The following is a 16,280-nucleotide window of genomic DNA, read 5'->3' as shown; positions in this document are numbered from 1 at the left end:
TCCTGACGCGCTGTCACCCCCAACCCCGCCCTTCCCCCATCCAGGGGGAAGGGAGAACTCACGATCATCACGGCCCCGGCGCGATCGTCGCGCGCGAGGCTTCCGACCGCGCATTGACCGCCGGGCGGTACATGTCCTTGGCCACGGCGCCGGGCAGGAAGAAGCTCCCCGGCGTCACGGCCCGGGCCACATAGGCCAGGGCGAAGCTCTTGTTCCCTTCCAGGTCCAGCGCGGCGATGAAGCGGTCGTCGCGGCTTTCCTGGACGTCGGCGGCGGTCAGCTCGCCGAGGAACTTGAAAGGACCGTTCTGGGCGTCGTCGGCGCCCAGCGTGGTCTCGATCTCGAAGCCGGCCGGCAGGGCGTCGTCGACCACCAGGGCGGTCGAGCGGGCCTGCATCGAGCGGCCAGAGACCAGCACGATGATCCGGTCGCCTTGGCGAATGGTCGCCGGATCGATCGCGCCGCCGCCCATCGACAGCAGACGCTTGGACACCGACAGGCCGTCCGCGTTCGCGCCCGGCGCGGCGACCGGCGTGCCGCGAACGCTGACCGTCCGCCAGATCGCGCCCTTGCCGGCGTTGACGAAGTGGGCGTCGGCCAGCTTGCCGACCGCCCAGCGCGGCGCGCCGCCGGCGGGCGGCAAGGCGTTGGCGCCCGTCGCATTGATCGACATCGGACCCGAGGCCTGGATCAGGGCGTTGGCCGCGTGCAGCAGCGCCGCCTGCTCCTGGGTGTTCAGGGCGTCCGGATCCTTGCTGACGTTCTCCAGCCGGCCTTGCAGCTGGCGGGCGACGTCCATCATGCCGGACTCGGCGGCCAGTGCGGTCAACACGGCCGTGTCGCGCAGCGGCGTCTGGTACCAGTCCTGCTCGTCCTTGTAGCCGAGGCTCGACACCGCCTGGCGCATCGCCGAGCGGGCGCGGGCGTTGTCGCCCATCCGGGCCAGACCGGCCGCCACATAGGCCTTGGCGATCGGCTGGGCCTCGTCCTTCATCTGCACGTCATGCCACCAGCGCAGGCGGGCCAGATCGCCCTTGCCGGCCTTGGCCATCACATAGAGGGCGTAGGCCGAGGCGCGGCGGCGCATGCGCTCCGTAGCCTTCTTCGAGGCGTCCTCGTTGCTCGCCCACCAGCCCGGATATTCCATGCGGTAGGCGACCGACGAGAAGCCCTCGGGCCGGCTGACCTGACGCATGGCGCCGACCGCCTTGTCGATGGCGTTGTCCGGCACGGCCACGCCTTGGGCCTTGGCCTCCAGCAGGAAGTCGACGACATAGGCGCCGAGCCACGGATCCGCCTCGCCGTCGCCGACCCGCCACAGGCCGAAGGCGCCGTCCAGGGTCTGGCGATCCAGCAGCTTGCCCACCGCGCCGGCCAGGGCCGCCGGCGTGCGCTTCAGCTTCGGATCATTGGAGAAGGTCTGGGCGTAGAGCAGCGGATAGGCCGTCGAGACCAGTTGCTCGGTGCAGCCGTACGGATAGCGCTGCAGCGCCACGGCGATCGCCGAGGGGTCGAAACCCCGGATCGGCGAGTAGCTGACCTGCATCGTCACGTCGCCCGCCGCCAGGCCCGACAGCAGTTGGTACGAGGGCGTGAAGCTCTCGCCCGGCTTCTGGACTTCGGTCGTCGTGCGGACGATATCGCCCCAGCCCAGGCGGGTCTGGATCGGATAGTCCTTCTGGGTCGTAAAGCCCGGGCCGGCGACCTTGAAGCCGATCTTGCCGATGCCAGTGACATCCGGCGCCAGGAAGGGGATCTTCTCGGCGATGCGCTGGCCCAGGATCAGCTGGAACACCTTCTTGAAGGCGACCTTCAGCCCGTTGGTCGAGAACGCCTCGGCGGTGTAGGCGCCGGGCTTGCCCTCGACATTGTGCAGCTCCAGCGTGGCGTAGGCCTGGTCGCCCGGCGCCAGGAAGCGCGGCAGGTTCAGGTCGGCCACCACCGGCTGGCGCACGGTCAGAGGCTTGGAGGCCGAGCCGACGGCGGTGTCGGTCCAGGCCACCGCCTGAATGCGCAGCTCGCCATTGAAGTCGGCGGCCGGCAGCTTGATCACCGCCTTGCCGTCGAGACCGGTCTCCACGATGCCGGACCACAGGGCCACGGTCTTGATCGGCGTGGTGGTCAGGCCCTCGCCGCCGACCTCGTCGCCGCCGAAGTTCACGTTCGCCGGCGCGCCCAGGTTCGGGTCGAGCAGGCGGCCGTAGTCGTCGCGGTAGTTCAGGGTCAGGGCGCGCTTGCCGAAGTACCACTTCACCGGGTCGGGGCTGTCCTGGTGGGTCAGGCGCAGGATGCCCTCGTCCACCGCAGCGATGGTGACCTTGGCCTTCTGGCCAAAGCCCAGGCCCGACACCTTCACCGGGATCTCGACCGGCGCCTTGCTGTCGATCTTGGTCGGCGTGCCGAGGTCGACCGTCAGCTTGCGGTTCTTGGGATCGATCGGGACATAAACGAGGCCCAGCGCGCGACGCGGCTTGGGCGAGGCGACCGGGTCGCGCGGCTGGATGACGCTGACCATCACATAGGCCCCGCCGCCCCAGGCGGCCGAGGTCTTCAGGCGTACAGTGGTGCCGTTCTCACCAACCGAAACGGTCTTGAGGTCGATCAGGCGATCGGTGGCGACCGCGATCTGGGCTTCGCCCGCATAGGGCGGCTTCAGCGTGATCTCGACCGTGTCGCCCTGGCTGTAGGTCTGTGTTCCAGCCGACACGCGGACCACGTCCGGCGCCTCGCCTTCGCGCGCCGGAGCGCCCCAGCCCGCCGAGAACCGCGTGACGGTCCTGGCGCCGTCCGCGCCCTCGACCTCGAGGCGGTAGTCGCCCCAGCCGAGGCGGCGGGTGAACTTGGCCGGCGAACCAGCGCCGATATTGACCTGCGCCTTGGCCACGATGGCGTCGCGGCTGCTGCGCCGCCACTGCCAGCGGCCGTTCTGCTGGAACCAGTCATAGTCCCAGCGCTCGGCCACCAGGGTGTAGGTGGCGGTCGCGCCGATACGCTGGCCGGCGGCGTTGACGGCGATGATGTCGAGGCTGACGGGCGGATCGCCCTTGCCGGCCTCGCCCTGGTCGACCTTGACGCCGTAGTAGATCGCCTTCGGACGCACCTTCAGCTCCAGCCCCTCGCGGACCGGACGGCCGCCGGGCTCGAACACCGAAGCGGTGACCGAGGCCACCAGCGGCTGGGCGGTGTCGCCGGCGTCGGTGGTGGCCACCGACAGGATCGCGCGGCCTTCGCCATCGGTGACGGTCGAGCCGAGGTCGAGATACTTCTCGTCGAACGGCTTGGACTGGTCGCCCCATTCATAGCCTTTGTAGGCCGGGAACGGGTCGGTATCGGCGCGCAGGCGGGCTTCGCCCTGGGTCTGCAGGCCAGCGCCCGGCGCGCCGTAGAGGAAGCGGGCCGACACGTCGACCTTGCGGGCCTCGCCCGCGCCGACGGCGACGGAGTCCTGGCCCGTGGCGGTCACCGCCAGGCGTTGCGGCGCGAAGTCCTCGACCGAGAAGCTCAAGGACCCGGTCGCGGTCTCGATGCCCTCGATGTGCAGTTCGGCGGTCCAGCGGCCGCGCGGGGCGGATCGCGGCAAGGCGATATCGGCCAGCACGGCGCCGACATTGGCCTGGCTGAACGGATAGCGCTTGAACTCGACGCCCGAGGGCCGCTTGACGATCACCTCGCCCTTACGGTCGGAGACGGCCTTGGCCATCCGGTCGCGGACCATGGCGGTCAGGTGGACGGTCTCGCCGGGCCGGTAGATGCCGCGGTCGGCATAGAGATAGCCGTCGATGTCGGCCGCCACGCTGCGCCCGTCGACGCCGCCTTCGGTACGGCCGCCGACACCCTGCTTGGACAGGTCGACCGGCGAGCGGTCGAGATCCAGCACGGCCAGATCGCCCTGCGGCCCATAGGCCATGACCATCTTGGCGCGTTCGGCGCCCTGGCCCTTCAGCAGCGGACGCAGGAAACGCACCCGGCCGTCGGCGTCGCTCTTGGCCTCGGCCAGCGGCTCGCCGTCGGCGGCGACCAGGTTGACGGTCACGCCCGCCAGGGTCTTGGCGCTCTTCAGCGAGCGGACCACAACGTCGAGGGATTCCGAGCCGTCATAGGCCAGCAGGGCCATGTCGGTGAACACGATCCAGCGGCGAGCCTGGGCCGGATTGTTCTCGCTGTCGTCGGGATCGCGGCCGCCCGAGGCGTCGCGCGCCTTGATGACGAAGGCGCCGGCCTTCATCTCCTTCAGCACCGCGCCCAGCGGGAAGACGGTGGTGGCCTTCTGGCCGGTCGCGCCGCCAGCGACCTGAATCGTGCCTTTCCAGACCTGGCGGCCGTCGTCGCCGACAGAATCCTCGCCGTAGTCGCCGGCCCAATCGCCTTCGCCGGTCGGATCCGGGGCGGTGATCGACTTGCGGACCAGGTTGCGGTCCGGCACGCGCCAGACCTCGATGGCCAGGGCCTGGACGTTGATCGTCTCGATGCCGACGCCGTCCGACTCCTCGCGCGGCAGGATCACGCCGTCGCCGGCGAAGCCGACATAGGGCGGCTTCTCGCCAAAGGTGAAGTCGACATCGGCGTTGGCCGTGAGCGTGTCGCCGCCCTTGGCGGGCAGGCCCTTGAGCAGGGTGATTCGGTGATCGGTGAAACCGACGCCGCCCAGGCACAGCTCGTCGCCCTTGACCCGCACCGAGGGCTGGCGGCCTAGGTCCGGCGAGACCAGCACGAAGTCGGCATAGGACTTGGACGGATCCAGGTCCTTGCTCATGCGGATACAGGCCAGCGGATCGGGACCGCTGCTGTCGACGCGGGTCTGCCAGACCGCGAAACCATCAGGCTTGGGGATACCGCGACGCGGTGCGTTGGCGCCGCGCGGCTTGCCGAACAGCGACCAGGCCTCGCCCTTGACGGCCGTAGCGCTCGCCGTCTTGCCGCCGCCGAAGAACATGCCGGCCTTGCCGACCGCGAACCCGCCGCCGAAGCCGACGACCAGCGCCCCGGCCACGGCGATCGCCACCGGGCCCTTGAGGGCCGAGGGCCATCGGTCTGAAACCGTCTGGCGGAACCCATCCCAGCGGTCACGCCAGGTGTTTCGCGGGGCGCCTTGGATGTCGGGGCCGCCTTCCGGCGGCGTCTCGTCCGTCGACATCCGTGTCTTCCCCTGATTAGCGCTGGCTCGAGGCGAATTGAACCTAAGCGCGACCAGGGGTCAACGGCAGTCGAATGACAGTGTTACGGTGAATGCTTAAGCTTGCCGCGCCTGGATCAGGCGTCGAAGCTCACCACGCCCGTCCCCAGGTCGTAGCAGGCCGAGACAACTTTCAGTCGCCCCTCCTCGATCCGCTCGGCCAGGACGCCGTCGGCGACCTTCAGGCGGCCGGCGATGTCGCGGACATTGCGGCGGATGGCGGCGTCTTGCAGGTCGGCCGGGTGGGTTTCGTCGGCCTCCAGAACGGCCGGGATGATCGGCAGCACCATCTCGTACAGCGCCCCGTGCAGGTCGGCGTGCTTCTTGGCGACGTCGACCGCCGCGCCGACCGCGCCGCACTTGGTGTGGCCCAGCACGACGATCAGCGGCGCGCCCAGGTGCTCGACGGCGTAGACGATCGAGCCCAGCCCCTCGCGGCCGACCGTCGAGCCGGCGACCCGGACGACGAACAGCTCGCCAAGATTGCAGTCGAAGATCAGTTCCGGCGCGGTGCGGCTGTCGGCGCAGCCGATCACCACCGCGAACGGCTTCTGCCCCTTGGACAGCTCGGCCACGCGCGCCAGGGTCGGCAGCATCAGATTGGCGCCGCCCCGAGCGAAGATGGCGTTGCCGTGCTTCAGGCGACCCAGCGCCTCGTCGGGCGCGACCTCCTGCGCGGGTTCGGCGTGGCCGGCCGGGGCGTGAGCCGGCTCGGCCTCCAGCGGCTTGACGCTGGCCATGGCCCTGTCCAGCGCGGCCTTGTCCGTGGCCTGGTGCTTTAGGGCGCTGGAGGTCCGGCGGCCCTTCTTGGTCAACAGGTTCGGCGAAGGCCCGTCACCCTCGGCGAAAGCCAGGGCGGGCGCGGCCAGGCCCGCGAGCGCGCCCAGCAGAAGTCGTCTCGAAACCATTTCGTCCCCCGACGCGGTTTGATGTCGGCGGGGAGCTTAGCCGCTTTCGGTTAACCGGGATTAACGGCAGAGCGGCGTCCTACAGCGGCAGTTCGACGCGCTTGACGACGGTCCGCATGGCGATACTGCTGCTGACACGCACCACACCCGGGATCCGGGTCAGCTCCTGGGCGTGGACCCGCTCCAGGTCATCGACGTCACGCACCACCAGCCGCAGCAGGTAGTCCGAACCGCCCGTCATCAGGTAGCACTCCGCCACCTCGCGGACATTGGCGATGGCCTTCTCGAAGGCGCTCAGCGCGGCTTCCGCCTGGGACGACAGGGTCACGGTGACGAAGACGCTGAGCGGCAGGCCCACGGCGCGCTCGTCAATCACCGCCGCATAACGCCCGATGACCCCCGCCTCCTCCAGCGCTCGTACGCGACGCAAGCACGCGGACTCGGAAAGATTCACCGCCTCGCCCATTTCCACATAGCTGGCGCGGCCCCGCCGTTGCAGCAGGCGTAGAAGCTTCCGGTCGAAGCCGTCGAGGTTCACGGGAGGTTTCTTCACCAGAACGCCCCTATTGCGCAGGATTCCTGCATAACACGTTTTGTGTCGCACGAAATACCCAAGGAACCTGCAGGGTCGGAGGCGTAAACCGGGTCAAATCGCTTTTGGAGGAAAGCATCATGCGCGTAGGCGTCCCTTCCGAGATCAAACCGGGCGAACACCGGGTGGGCCTGACCCCCACGGCCGTCCGTGAATATGTCGGCCACGGCCACACCGTCCTCGTCCAGTCGGGCGCCGGCCTCGGCGCCGGCTATGCCGACGACGTCTACATCAAGGCGGGCGCGACCATCGCCCCCGACGCCGCGGCGGTCTTCGCCGGCGCGGACATGATCGTGAAGGTCAAGGAACCGCAGAAGGTCGAGTGGGAAAAGCTCGAACCGCGTCACATCCTCTTCACCTACCTGCACCTGGCGCCGGATCCGGCCCAGACCGAGGGGCTGCTGAACAGCGGCTGCGCGGCGATCGCCTACGAGACCGTCACCGACGCCAAGGGCGGCCTGCCGCTGCTGGCCCCGATGTCGGAAGTGGCCGGCCGGATCGCCGTGTTCTCGGCGGCCGAGACCCTGCTGAAGCACAATGGCGGCATGGGCCTGCTGCTCTGCGGCGTGCCCGGCGTGCCGCCGGCCCGCGTCGTCGTGCTGGGCGGCGGCGTCGTCGGCAGCAACGCCGCCCGCATGGCCGCCGGCCTGGGCGCCGAGGTCGTCGTGCTGGAACGCTCGATCCCCCGGATGCGCGAGCTGGACGACCTCTATCAGGGCCGGATCCTGACCCGCTACTCGACCTTCGCCGCCGTCGAGGAAGAGATCCTCAAGGCCGACGTGATCATCGGCGCGGTGCTGACCGCCGGCGCGGCCGCGCCGAAACTGGTGCGTCGCGAGCACCTTAAGCAGATGAAGCCGGGCTCGGTGCTGGTCGACGTGTCGATTGACCAGGGCGGCTGCTTCGAGACCAGCAAGCCGACCACCCACGCCGAACCGACCTATACGGTCGATGGCGTCGTCCACTACTGCGTGGCCAACATGCCGGGCGCGGCCCCGCGCACCTCGTCGGAAGCGCTGGGCAACGCGACGCTCCCGTTCGGCCTGGCCTTGGCCGACAAGGGCCTGGACGCGCTGAAGACCAACGTCCACCTGGCGCGCGGCCTCAACGTCCTGAACGGTGAACTGACCCACCCCGCCGTGGCCGAAGCGCTGGGCAAGGCGTCGGTCGATCCCTACGGCGCTTGGAAGTAGGTCAAACCCCACACCCGATCTTCCCGGCGAAGGCCGGGACCCAGATCATGGGACTGTGAGGCGCATGCAAAGACGCCCGCGATCCTGACCGGACCGCGGGCGTTCTTGCATCTAGGCCCCGGCTTTCGCCGGGAAGATCGGAATTCAAGTCAGGCCGCGAAGCGGGCGATGTCCAGGCGGCTCTCGACCATGTCCAGCACGTCGGTCATGCGGAACTCCGGGTCGACCGGGTGCAGGGCGTCGTAGACCGAGCGGGCGAAGGCCAGGTCGGCGGCGGTCTTGACCCGCCAGTCCAGGCGCGACCAGTCGCGCGGCGCCTTCAGGTGGGCCTGGCTCCAGCGCTGGGGCTGGTTGCGGATGGCGGCGGTCGGCGAGATGCGGGCCGTCGGATCGCGCGCCTCGGCCGCAGCGGCGTGCAGCGCGCTGGCGGTGATCACCTCGACCTCGAGACCGGCCGGGTAGGTGCGATGCACGCGGTTGGAGGTGTAGTCAGCGCCGCTGGCCAAGGCCATGCGGACGGCGTCATCGATGACGCCCGGATCCATGAACGGCGCGTCGCCCTTCACGCGCACCACGTGGCTGACCGAACTGATCGCCTCGGCGCAGCGGGCGATACTGGCCAGGATATCGGCGCCGGCCCCGCGATGGACGGTGTGGCCGCGCGAAACCAGGAATCCGGCCAGGGCGTCGTCGACCGTCTCGTTGCTGGTGGCCACGATGATCTTGGAGAGGCAGCGCGCGCCGCGCAGGCGTTCCAGCTGGCGCACGATCATCGGCTCGCCCCGCAGGGTGGCCATCGACTTGCCCGGCAACCGGGAAGAACCCATGCGGGCCTGCAGGACAGCGAGGATCATGACGCGTCTCCCTTCGTTGAGAGGAAGCTAGACCGGATTCATAAAACCCCGATGAATCAGAAACTTACAGGGGATTAATCGGCAGCCTTAATCGAAGCCGAACGACGCGCGCGAATACGCGCGACGCCCAGCAGCGCCTATTGTCCAGATTGATTCCGGGTGTGCGTCAGGCGACCCAACGTCGCGGGTCGAGCGCGACGGGATCGTCGATCGCCATCTCGTCCCAGTCCAGGTCGGGCGGCGGGCTCGAGGCGGCGGCCACGACGGCCGACAATTCGGCGGCCGAGTTGACGCCGACCAGCACGGCCGAGCCTTCGGGTCGCGACAGGGCGAAGCCCAGGGCGGCCTGAAGCGGATCCGAGCGGCCCTCGGCGATCATCCGGCGCACGCGCGACAGGCGACCCGAGGCGCCCTTCAGCTGGGCCGGAACGCGGTCGGGCGGCAGGAACAGCAGGCCGTTCAGGAAGATCGAGCGCAGGTGCACCTCGACGCCCATGCCGGCGATGCGTTGCAGCGAGCCGTCGGCCAGCAGGCGCTGGTCGAGCAGGCTGGCTGGCGCTTGCAGGATGTCGGGCTTGAAGCGGCGGGCAACGCCGACCGGATCGTCGGTGGCGTGGGCGGCGATGCCGACCTTGGCGAACAGGCCCTGGTCCTTCAGGCGATGCAGGCGGTCCCACAGGGCCGCGCCGTGCGGGCCGAACAGCTCCGAGGGCGAATGGACGATGATCGAATCGGCGCGCTCGACGCCGATGCGGCGCAGGGCGGCGCGGGCCTCAGTCTCGACATGGTCGGGACCGCGATCGGCGCGGGCCGTGGACAGGCAGACGCGGAACGGCACCGGTCGCGGGATCAGGTCGCCCAACAGGGTCTCGGCGCGGCCGAACAGACCCGAGGCGTCCAGCACCGACAGGCGGGCGCGAGCGGCGATATTGAGAATGTCGCGTGCTTCGGCTTCAGGCGAACGTCCACGCGGCGCCGACGAGCTTCCGCCGTCGAGACCGAACTGGGCCGCAGCCAAACCAAGTTTTGAGACCGAAATGGACATCGCCATCCGTGCGGAAACACAACAACAGACCGCGACGGTACGCGCCAAGGTTTGAACATCCGGTTTCTGGAACCTTGCCGAGGGGTTAAAGTCGCCCGGATGACGACCGACCGCTCAGACGACGCCGCCCCCTCCCCCTGGCCCATGCACGGCATGGCCGACGACGCCCGTCCCGCCTTGGCGGCGGCGCTTTGCCGAGGGCCTGCGGCCCTGGCCACAATCATCGCCCTGGGCGGCGGCGGACCGCGTCCGGTCGGCGCCCAGATGGTGTTCGGCGAAAAAATTGTTTCGGGTTTTTTGTCGGGCGGCTGCATCGAGGCCGATGTCGAGGTTCACGCCGAGGCCTGTCTGGCTGACGGCCAGCCGCGCCGCCTCGTTTATGGCGAAGGCAGCCCCTGGCCCGACATCCGCCTGCTGTGCGGCGCCCGCATCGAGATCCTGGTCGAGAAGATCGAAACCAACGACCCCGCTGTTCGAACCCTGCTGGACCTGGCCCAGGCTCGGGCTCCCGCCTTCTGGGTCACCGACGGCTTGAAGCGGCTGTGCGTAGAGGAACCGCAGGCCGCGTGGCCGGGCGCGTACGAGCGGGCCTACGAGCCGCCGCCGCGCCTGGTGGTGCTGGGCGGCGATCCGACCGCGCTTGCGGTGGCCAGCCTGGGGGCGCAGTCGGGCTTCGAGACGTTCCTGGTCCGCCCCAAGGGTCCCGCCGCGCCGCCGCCCCTGGCCGGGGTCGCCTATAGCCGCGAGAGCCCTCAGGCGGCGCTGGCCGGCATCGGTCTCGACGCCTGGACGGCCGTCGCCGTCTGCGGCCACGACATGGAGATCGACCACGACGCCCTGATGGCCGCCCTGCCCTCGCCCGCGCCCTATGTCGGCCTGCTGGGCGCGCGGCGGCGGCTGCCGGAGCGGCTGGAGCGGCTGAAGGCCTCGGGCCTGACCGACCGCGACCTGGCCAAGCTTCGCGCTCCGATCGGCCTGGACCTGGGCGGCAAGGCCCCGTTCGAGGTCGCCGTGGCGGTGATCGGCGAGATCATGGCCACGCGCCACGGCCAGCCGGCCCTGGCGCGACGGACGGTCGAGGCTTAACCCGGCGCCTTCTCGGCCCCGAACGCGGCGATGTCCTCCAGCAGGGCGTTGGCCGCCATGTCGACCAGCTCGCCGCCCTTTTCGGGCGTGGCCTGGGCCGGGTCCGAGCCCATGCGGCCGTCGGCGTAGCGGGCGCGGAAATCCAACGCCTCGCGGATCGGACCGGACGGCGCGATCTTCGGCTCATAGGCCGTCGTCTTGATCGTCTCGGGATAGGCCCACTGGGTCACGGCGATCTCGGACGGCGTGGCGTGCGAGCCGTGGCCGACGGGGAATTGGCGATTGGCCAGGGCGTTGACGCCGGCCAGGTCCCACCAGTTCTTCAGCTTCAGGGCGAACGGCGCCCGCTGCTGGCGGAAGCTGTAGTCGGCATAGATCTCCGAGAACGCCGCCTCGATCGAGGCGACATTGCCACCGTGGCCGTTCAGGAAGTAGATCCGCGTGAAGCCGTGCGCGCCCAGCGACCGCACCCAGTCGCCGATCGCCGCGATGAAGGTCGAGGGCCGCAGGAAGATGGTCCCCGGGAAGGCCAGGTGATGCTGGGCCATGCCGATATTGAAGGTCGGGGCCACCAGGATCCTGTCGCCGGCCCGCTTGCTGGCCTCGTGGGCGATGATCTCCGGGCACAGCCAGTCGGTGCCCAGCAGGCCCGTCGGCCCGTGCTGCTCGTTGGAGCCAATCGGCACCACCACGCTCGTGCTGGTCTTCAGGCGGGTCTCGATCTCGGACCAGGTGGACAGGGCGAGCAGCATGGGAAACTCCTAACAGGCGCTCCTCAATTGGACCCCGCCTTGCGTCGGCGCAAGAAACCGCAGTGGTCTTCTTGCGCGCAACGCCCCCCTGCGCATAACTCCGCGGCAACGAGATAAGGGAGTAGACGGCGTGAGCGACGGACAGGTTTTCCCGGTTCCAGAAGCCCTGGCGAAGTCGGCGCATATCGATGCGGCCGCCTATGACGCCGCGCTCGCCCGGGTCGAGGCCGATCCGGAGGGCTACTGGCGCGACATCGCCGCCCGGCTGGACTGGATCAAGGCTCCGACCCGGATCAAGGACGTCTCGTTCGACAAGGACGATTTCCGCATCCGCTGGTACGAGGACGGCGTCCTCAACGTCTCGGCCAACTGCCTCGACCGCCACCTGCCGACCCGCAAGGACGACGTCGCCCTGATCTTCGAGGGCGACGAGCCGGGGACCTCCGACACCCTGACCTATGGCCAGCTGCACGAGGAGGTTTGCCGCATGGCCAACGTCCTCAAGGTGCAGGGCGTCCAGAAGGGCGATCGGGTGACGATCTACCTGCCGATGATCCCGATCGCGGCGGTGGCCATGCTGGCCTGCGCCCGGATCGGCGCGGTGCACTCGGTGGTGTTCGGCGGCTTCTCGCCCGACAGCATCGCCGGCCGCATCCAGGACTGCGCCTCGCACTTCGTGATCACCGCCGACGAGGGCAAGCGCGGCGGCAAGCGCATCCCGCTGAAGGCCAACATCGACGAGGCGCTCAAGCACTGCCCCTGGGTGGGCAAGGTGCTGATGGTCCGCTGGACCGGCGCCGACGTGCCTCTGGTCAAGAACCGCGACATCGTCTGGCAGGACGTGCGCGAGGCGGTGTCGGCCGACTGCCCGCCCGAGCCGATGAACGCCGAGGATCCGCTGTTCATCCTCTACACCTCGGGCTCGACGGGAAAGCCGAAGGGCGTGCTGCACACCACGGGCGGGTACCTCGCCTGGGCCTCTTGGACCTTCTGGGCGGTGTTCGACTATCGTGCGGGTGAAGTGTTCTGGTGCACCGCCGACGTCGGCTGGGTCACCGGCCACAGCTATGTCGTCTACGGCCCGCTGGCCAATGGCGGGACCAGCCTGATCTTCGAGGGCGTGCCCAACTATCCCACCCCCAGCCGGTTCTGGGAGGTGATCGACAAGCACAGGGTCGAGATCTTCTACACCGCCCCCACGGCCCTGCGCGCCCTGATGCGCGAGGGCGACGAGCACGTGACCAGGAACGACCTGTCGTCCCTGCGCCTGCTGGGCAGCGTCGGCGAGCCGATCAATCCGGAAGCCTGGCTCTGGTACCACCGCGTGGTCGGCAAGGAGAAGCTGCCGATCGTCGACACCTGGTGGCAGACCGAGACCGGCGGCATGCTGATCACCCCCCTGCCAGGGGCCACCGACCTGAAGCCGGGTTCGGCCTCCAAGCCCCTGCCCGGCGTCAAGCCGCAGCTGGTGGATGCGGAGGGGGGCGTGCTGGACGGCGCGACCGAGGGCAATCTTGTGATCACCGACAGCTGGCCGGGCATGATGCGCACGGTCTATGGCGACCACCAGCGCTTCTTCGAGACCTATTTCTCGACCTATCCCGGCAAGTACTTCACCGGCGACGGCTGCCGGCGAGACGCCGACGGCTACTACTGGATCACCGGCCGGGTCGACGACGTGATCAACGTCTCGGGCCACCGCCTGGGCACCGCCGAGATCGAGAGCGCCCTGGTCGCCCACGAGACCGTCGCCGAGGCCGCCGTGGTCGGCTGCCCGCACGACATCAAGGGCCAGGGCGTCTATGCCTATGTCACCCTCAACGCCGGGGTCGAGCCGACCGAGGACCTGCGCAAGGCTCTGGTCCTGTGGGTCCGCCACGAGATCGGCCCGTTCGCCGCGCCCGACGTCATCCAGTGGGCCCCCGGCCTGCCCAAGACCCGCTCGGGCAAGATCATGCGCCGCATCCTGCGCAAGATCGCCGAGAACGAACTAGGGAGCCTGGGCGACACCTCCACGCTGGCCGACCCCTCCGTCGTCGATGACCTGGTGAAAAACAGGGCGGGCGCCTGACGAAAGCCACACCGGCGCGTTAGCGTCAGCACAATGCGCCGGTTCGTTCCTTTCGCTCTCCTGATCGCCCTGGCGGGTCCCGCCCTCTCCAAGGCTGAGGCGGCCGACTCCGAGTGGGAGACGAAGGGCGACGGCATCGCGGTCGAAGCCCGCGCCGACGGTCAGGGACGCGGCATGGTCCGCGCCACCGTCGACATCGACGCCCCGCCCAGCGTGGTTTTCCGCATCATCCTGGACTGCGACCGGGCCGCCCGCATGAGTCCGGGCGTCAAGCGCTGCCGCGTCGTCTCGCGAGGCTCCGACGGGACCGAGATCCGCGAGCACACGGTCCGGTGGGGCTTCTTCCTGCCGACGATGCACTCGACCTCGCGCGTGACCCTTGAGCCTGACCGGCTGATCCGCTTCACCTGCATCGGCGGCGACATCCGGGCCTGCGACGGCGCCTGGCGGCTGGAACCGCTGGACGGCGGCCTGCGCACCCGCGTCACCTACGACATGTGGGCCACCGCCCCCTTCGCCGTGCCGGCCGGCATGGTCAGCGGCATGATGCGCCGCGACGTGCCACAGTCGCTCAAGGCCTTGCGGCGCGAGTGCGAGGGACGATGAACGAAGACGGCCTGATGCTGTTCGACGGTGTCTGTGCGCTCTGCAACGGGACCGTCCGGACGGTGCTGCGCCTGGACCGCGAAGGCGCGATCCGCTTCACCCCCATCCAGTCGCCGCTGGGCCGGGTGCTGGCCGCCCGGCACGGCCTGGATCCCGATTCGCCCGAGAGCTTCCTGTTCCTCGACCATGGCCGAGCCCTGACCAAGACCGCCGCCATCGCCGCCCTGCTGCGCCGGTTGCGCGCGCCCTGGCGCTGGCTGGCCGTCGTCGACCACCTGCCGCGCGGCCCGGCCGACGCGGCCTATGACTGGATCGCCAGGAACTGCTACCGGCTGATCGGCAGGAGGGACCGCTGCATGGTCCCGACGCCGGAACAGCGCGGGCGGTTCGTGCTGAACCTGGAGGACAGCGCCTGATCAGCTGCGAAGCTGACCTTAGCGAGCCTCCCGGACGAAGGTTCGCCCTTCGAAGACCAGGCGGTCGGGCCCATCGAACGCGATCGCTTCACCTTGAAACGGCGAAAGCTCCACGCGGACGGTCTCCGGCTTGGTGAAGGCCTCGGCCAGGGCCGACATGACGCCGATCCGGACCTTCATGCGGCCGTCCGCCTCCGAGATCTCCATTCGGCCCAGGGCCGGATCGACATAGGTCCCGACATAGGCGCTGATCGGCCGCGAAAGCGGCCAGGGCCGCGCCGCGCGCTCGGCGCGGCTCGCCGACAGGCCCGCCAGACGCTTGTCGCGGCGCGCCGTCAGGGCGGCCAGCTCGGCGTCATAGTGGGCCTCCAGGTCGGGGCGTCCGGCGAAGCGGTCGTAGACATAGTCGGCGAGCAGATCGACCAGTTCTCCGGCCATGAAATCCTCGTTGGCCATGATCGCCACGCCCAGCCGGCGCCCAGGCATGAAGGAGACGTGGGTCCGCGAACCGGCGAAATTGCCGAAGTGATGGATCAGGACGTCTTCGCCATAGCGCCCCGTCTGCCATCCCAGGCCATAGCCGTCGCGGCTGTAGGGACCGAACACCGCCTTCTGGGCGACGCGCGGGCGGTGCGTCGAGTCCACCAGCCCGGCGGGGAACACGCGCCGACCGTCCAGCACGCCATCGTTGATCTGGAGCTCCAGCCAGCGGGCCATATCGTTGGCGCTGGACATCAGGCCGCCCGCCGACTGCATGGTGGCGTCGGTCTTCTGCAGCGGACTGGGCGACGAGGCGCCGTCAGGGCCGGGCACATGGCCCACCGCGACCACGCCGCCCTTCCGCGCGCGCGACATCCACGCCGTGGTCTGGGACATGCCCGCCGGGACCAGGACTTCGTTGCTGACCAGGGCGCGCCAGTCGCGGCCGAAACGCTGCTCGATCAGGGTGGTGGCGAGATTGTAGCCGGTGTTGGTGTAGCGAAACGTACCTTGGGGGGTATCGGCGCTCTTCACGGTCTCGGCCAGGAGCGCTTGCATCAGCTTTGGCGACTGATCGCCGGACATCGCCGCGCGGAAGGCGATCGGGTCGTTCTCGACGCCGGATCTATGGCTGAGCAGATCGGTCAAGGTGACGGACTGGGCGATGGCGGGCGGGAGTTTCGTGGGACCGGACCAATCCGCCAAGGACGCGTCCAGGTTGACCTCACCCCGCGCGGCCATGGCCGCGATCGCCAGGGCGGTGAACGACTTGGTGGCCGAAGCGACATAGAAGCGGGTGTTGGCGTCGACCGCGACGCCGGTCTCGACATTGGCGACCCCGAACCCGCCGGTGATCACTGGCGCCTTGCCGTCGACCACGGCCATGGAGAGGCCGGGAACGACGCCGATCCGCGCCAGGGCCTTGCGCGTGAAGGCGTCGATATCCCTGGCCTCAGGACCGGGAAGCGGCGCGGCGGAGGCTACCGGGCCGCATAGAACCGCGCCTGCGCAGAAGGCGACCGTCAACACTCTCAAAAGGGTCATGCAGGCTCCGCGACCAAGGAGCATGCTGACCGACCTCGGAAAGCGCCTCCTCTGTCTAGA

11 protein-coding genes and 1 pseudogene are annotated in these 16,280 nt (G+C 69.4%); 5 read left to right on the top strand and 7 right to left on the bottom strand.

What is annotated here, in order from left to right:
• Window positions 1–67: 67 nt before the first annotated feature.
• The 3 genes from CSW62_RS00665 to CSW62_RS00655 form a co-directional block, all read right to left on the bottom strand.
• Window positions 68–5,134, bottom strand: coding sequence for an alpha-2-macroglobulin (locus CSW62_RS00665; RefSeq protein ID WP_099575314.1), 5,067 nt, complete (start codon window positions 5,132–5,134; stop codon window positions 68–70).
• A gap of 116 nt (window positions 5,135–5,250) precedes the next feature.
• The gene (locus tag CSW62_RS00660) at window positions 5,251–6,081 is read right to left on the bottom strand and encodes a carbonic anhydrase (protein ID WP_099575313.1); all 831 of its coding nucleotides are present in this window, start codon (window positions 6,079–6,081) and stop codon (window positions 5,251–5,253) included.
• Window positions 6,082–6,160: 79 nt separating this feature from the next.
• Window positions 6,161–6,634 carry an Lrp/AsnC family transcriptional regulator gene (locus CSW62_RS00655; protein WP_099575312.1) on the bottom strand — a complete coding sequence of 158 codons (474 nt, stop codon included), beginning with the start codon at window positions 6,632–6,634 and terminating at the stop codon, window positions 6,161–6,163.
• Between the two features lie 119 nt (window positions 6,635–6,753).
• Between CSW62_RS00655 and ald the strand changes: the two genes are divergently transcribed.
• Window positions 6,754–7,866: an alanine dehydrogenase gene (ald, locus tag CSW62_RS00650; RefSeq protein ID WP_099575311.1), complete on the top strand. Its 1,113-nt coding sequence runs from the start codon at window positions 6,754–6,756 to the stop codon at window positions 7,864–7,866.
• 149 nt (window positions 7,867–8,015) lie between these two features.
• On the opposite strand, the gene CSW62_RS00645 is transcribed toward ald, so the two are convergent.
• Both CSW62_RS00645 and CSW62_RS00640 read right to left on the bottom strand, forming a co-directional pair.
• Window positions 8,016–8,720, bottom strand: coding sequence for a glycosyltransferase family protein (locus tag CSW62_RS00645; protein ID WP_099575310.1), 705 nt, complete (start codon window positions 8,718–8,720; stop codon window positions 8,016–8,018).
• Window positions 8,721–8,886: 166 nt separating this feature from the next.
• Window positions 8,887–9,765 (bottom strand): bifunctional regulator KidO, encoded by an 879-nt coding sequence (locus CSW62_RS00640; protein ID WP_099582117.1) that lies wholly within the window; start codon window positions 9,763–9,765, stop codon window positions 8,887–8,889.
• Here CSW62_RS00640 and CSW62_RS00635 point away from each other — a divergent pair.
• Window positions 9,758–10,851: pseudogene (locus tag CSW62_RS00635) on the top strand (XdhC family protein). The gene CSW62_RS00640 and the pseudogene CSW62_RS00635 sit on opposite strands and share 8 nt — an antisense overlap.
• Here the strand turns inward: CSW62_RS00635 and CSW62_RS00630 are convergent.
• Window positions 10,848–11,603, bottom strand: a complete 756-nt coding sequence (locus CSW62_RS00630) for a creatininase family protein (RefSeq protein WP_099575308.1) — start codon at window positions 11,601–11,603, stop codon at window positions 10,848–10,850. The pseudogene CSW62_RS00635 and the gene CSW62_RS00630 overlap by 4 nt on opposite strands.
• A 130-nt stretch (window positions 11,604–11,733) precedes the next feature.
• On the opposite strand from CSW62_RS00630, the gene acs reads away from it, so the two are divergent.
• Genes acs through CSW62_RS00615 form a run of 3 tightly spaced genes read left to right on the top strand, consistent with a single transcriptional unit; the run spans window position 11,734 to window position 14,696 of the window.
• Entirely contained in the window at window positions 11,734–13,674 is a 1,941-nt protein-coding gene (acs, locus tag CSW62_RS00625; RefSeq protein WP_099575307.1) for an acetate--CoA ligase, read from the top strand.
• Window positions 13,675–13,707: 33 nt separating this feature from the next.
• The gene (locus tag CSW62_RS00620) at window positions 13,708–14,280 is read left to right on the top strand and encodes an SRPBCC family protein (protein WP_099575306.1); all 573 of its coding nucleotides are present in this window, start codon (window positions 13,708–13,710) and stop codon (window positions 14,278–14,280) included.
• Window positions 14,277–14,696 (top strand): thiol-disulfide oxidoreductase DCC family protein, encoded by a 420-nt coding sequence (locus CSW62_RS00615; RefSeq protein WP_099575305.1) that lies wholly within the window; start codon window positions 14,277–14,279, stop codon window positions 14,694–14,696. The genes CSW62_RS00620 and CSW62_RS00615 overlap by 4 nt, the downstream gene beginning before the upstream one ends.
• Window positions 14,697–14,714: 18 nt before the next feature.
• On the opposite strand, the gene CSW62_RS00610 is transcribed toward CSW62_RS00615, so the two are convergent.
• Window positions 14,715–16,220, bottom strand: coding sequence for a serine hydrolase (locus CSW62_RS00610; protein WP_099575304.1), 1,506 nt, complete (start codon window positions 16,218–16,220; stop codon window positions 14,715–14,717).
• Window positions 16,221–16,280: the final 60 nt, after the last annotated feature.

Source organism: Caulobacter sp. FWC2 (assembly GCF_002742625.1).
Lineage (GTDB): Bacteria > Pseudomonadota > Alphaproteobacteria > Caulobacterales > Caulobacteraceae > Caulobacter.
This window is presented reverse-complemented; position numbering and strand designations above follow the sequence as displayed.

Excerpts from the sequence above, each read along its gene's own strand:
- CSW62_RS00665 (WP_099575314.1), bottom strand. The coding sequence starts at position 5,134 with ATGTCGACGGACGAGACGCCGCCGGAAGGCGGCCCCGACATCCAAGGC.
- CSW62_RS00630 (WP_099575308.1), bottom strand. The coding sequence starts at position 11,603 with ATGCTGCTCGCCCTGTCCACCTGGTCCGAGATCGAGACCCGCCTGAAG.
- CSW62_RS00640 (WP_099582117.1), bottom strand. The coding sequence starts at position 9,765 with ATGTCCATTTCGGTCTCAAAACTTGGTTTGGCTGCGGCCCAGTTCGGT.
- CSW62_RS00620 (WP_099575306.1), top strand. The coding sequence starts at position 13,708 with ATGCGCCGGTTCGTTCCTTTCGCTCTCCTGATCGCCCTGGCGGGTCCC.
- ald (WP_099575311.1), top strand. The coding sequence starts at position 6,754 with ATGCGCGTAGGCGTCCCTTCCGAGATCAAACCGGGCGAACACCGGGTG.
- CSW62_RS00615 (WP_099575305.1), top strand. The coding sequence starts at position 14,277 with ATGAACGAAGACGGCCTGATGCTGTTCGACGGTGTCTGTGCGCTCTGC.
- CSW62_RS00610 (WP_099575304.1), bottom strand. The coding sequence starts at position 16,220 with ATGACCCTTTTGAGAGTGTTGACGGTCGCCTTCTGCGCAGGCGCGGTT.
- CSW62_RS00660 (WP_099575313.1), bottom strand. The coding sequence starts at position 6,081 with ATGGTTTCGAGACGACTTCTGCTGGGCGCGCTCGCGGGCCTGGCCGCG.
- CSW62_RS00645 (WP_099575310.1), bottom strand. The coding sequence starts at position 8,720 with ATGATCCTCGCTGTCCTGCAGGCCCGCATGGGTTCTTCCCGGTTGCCG.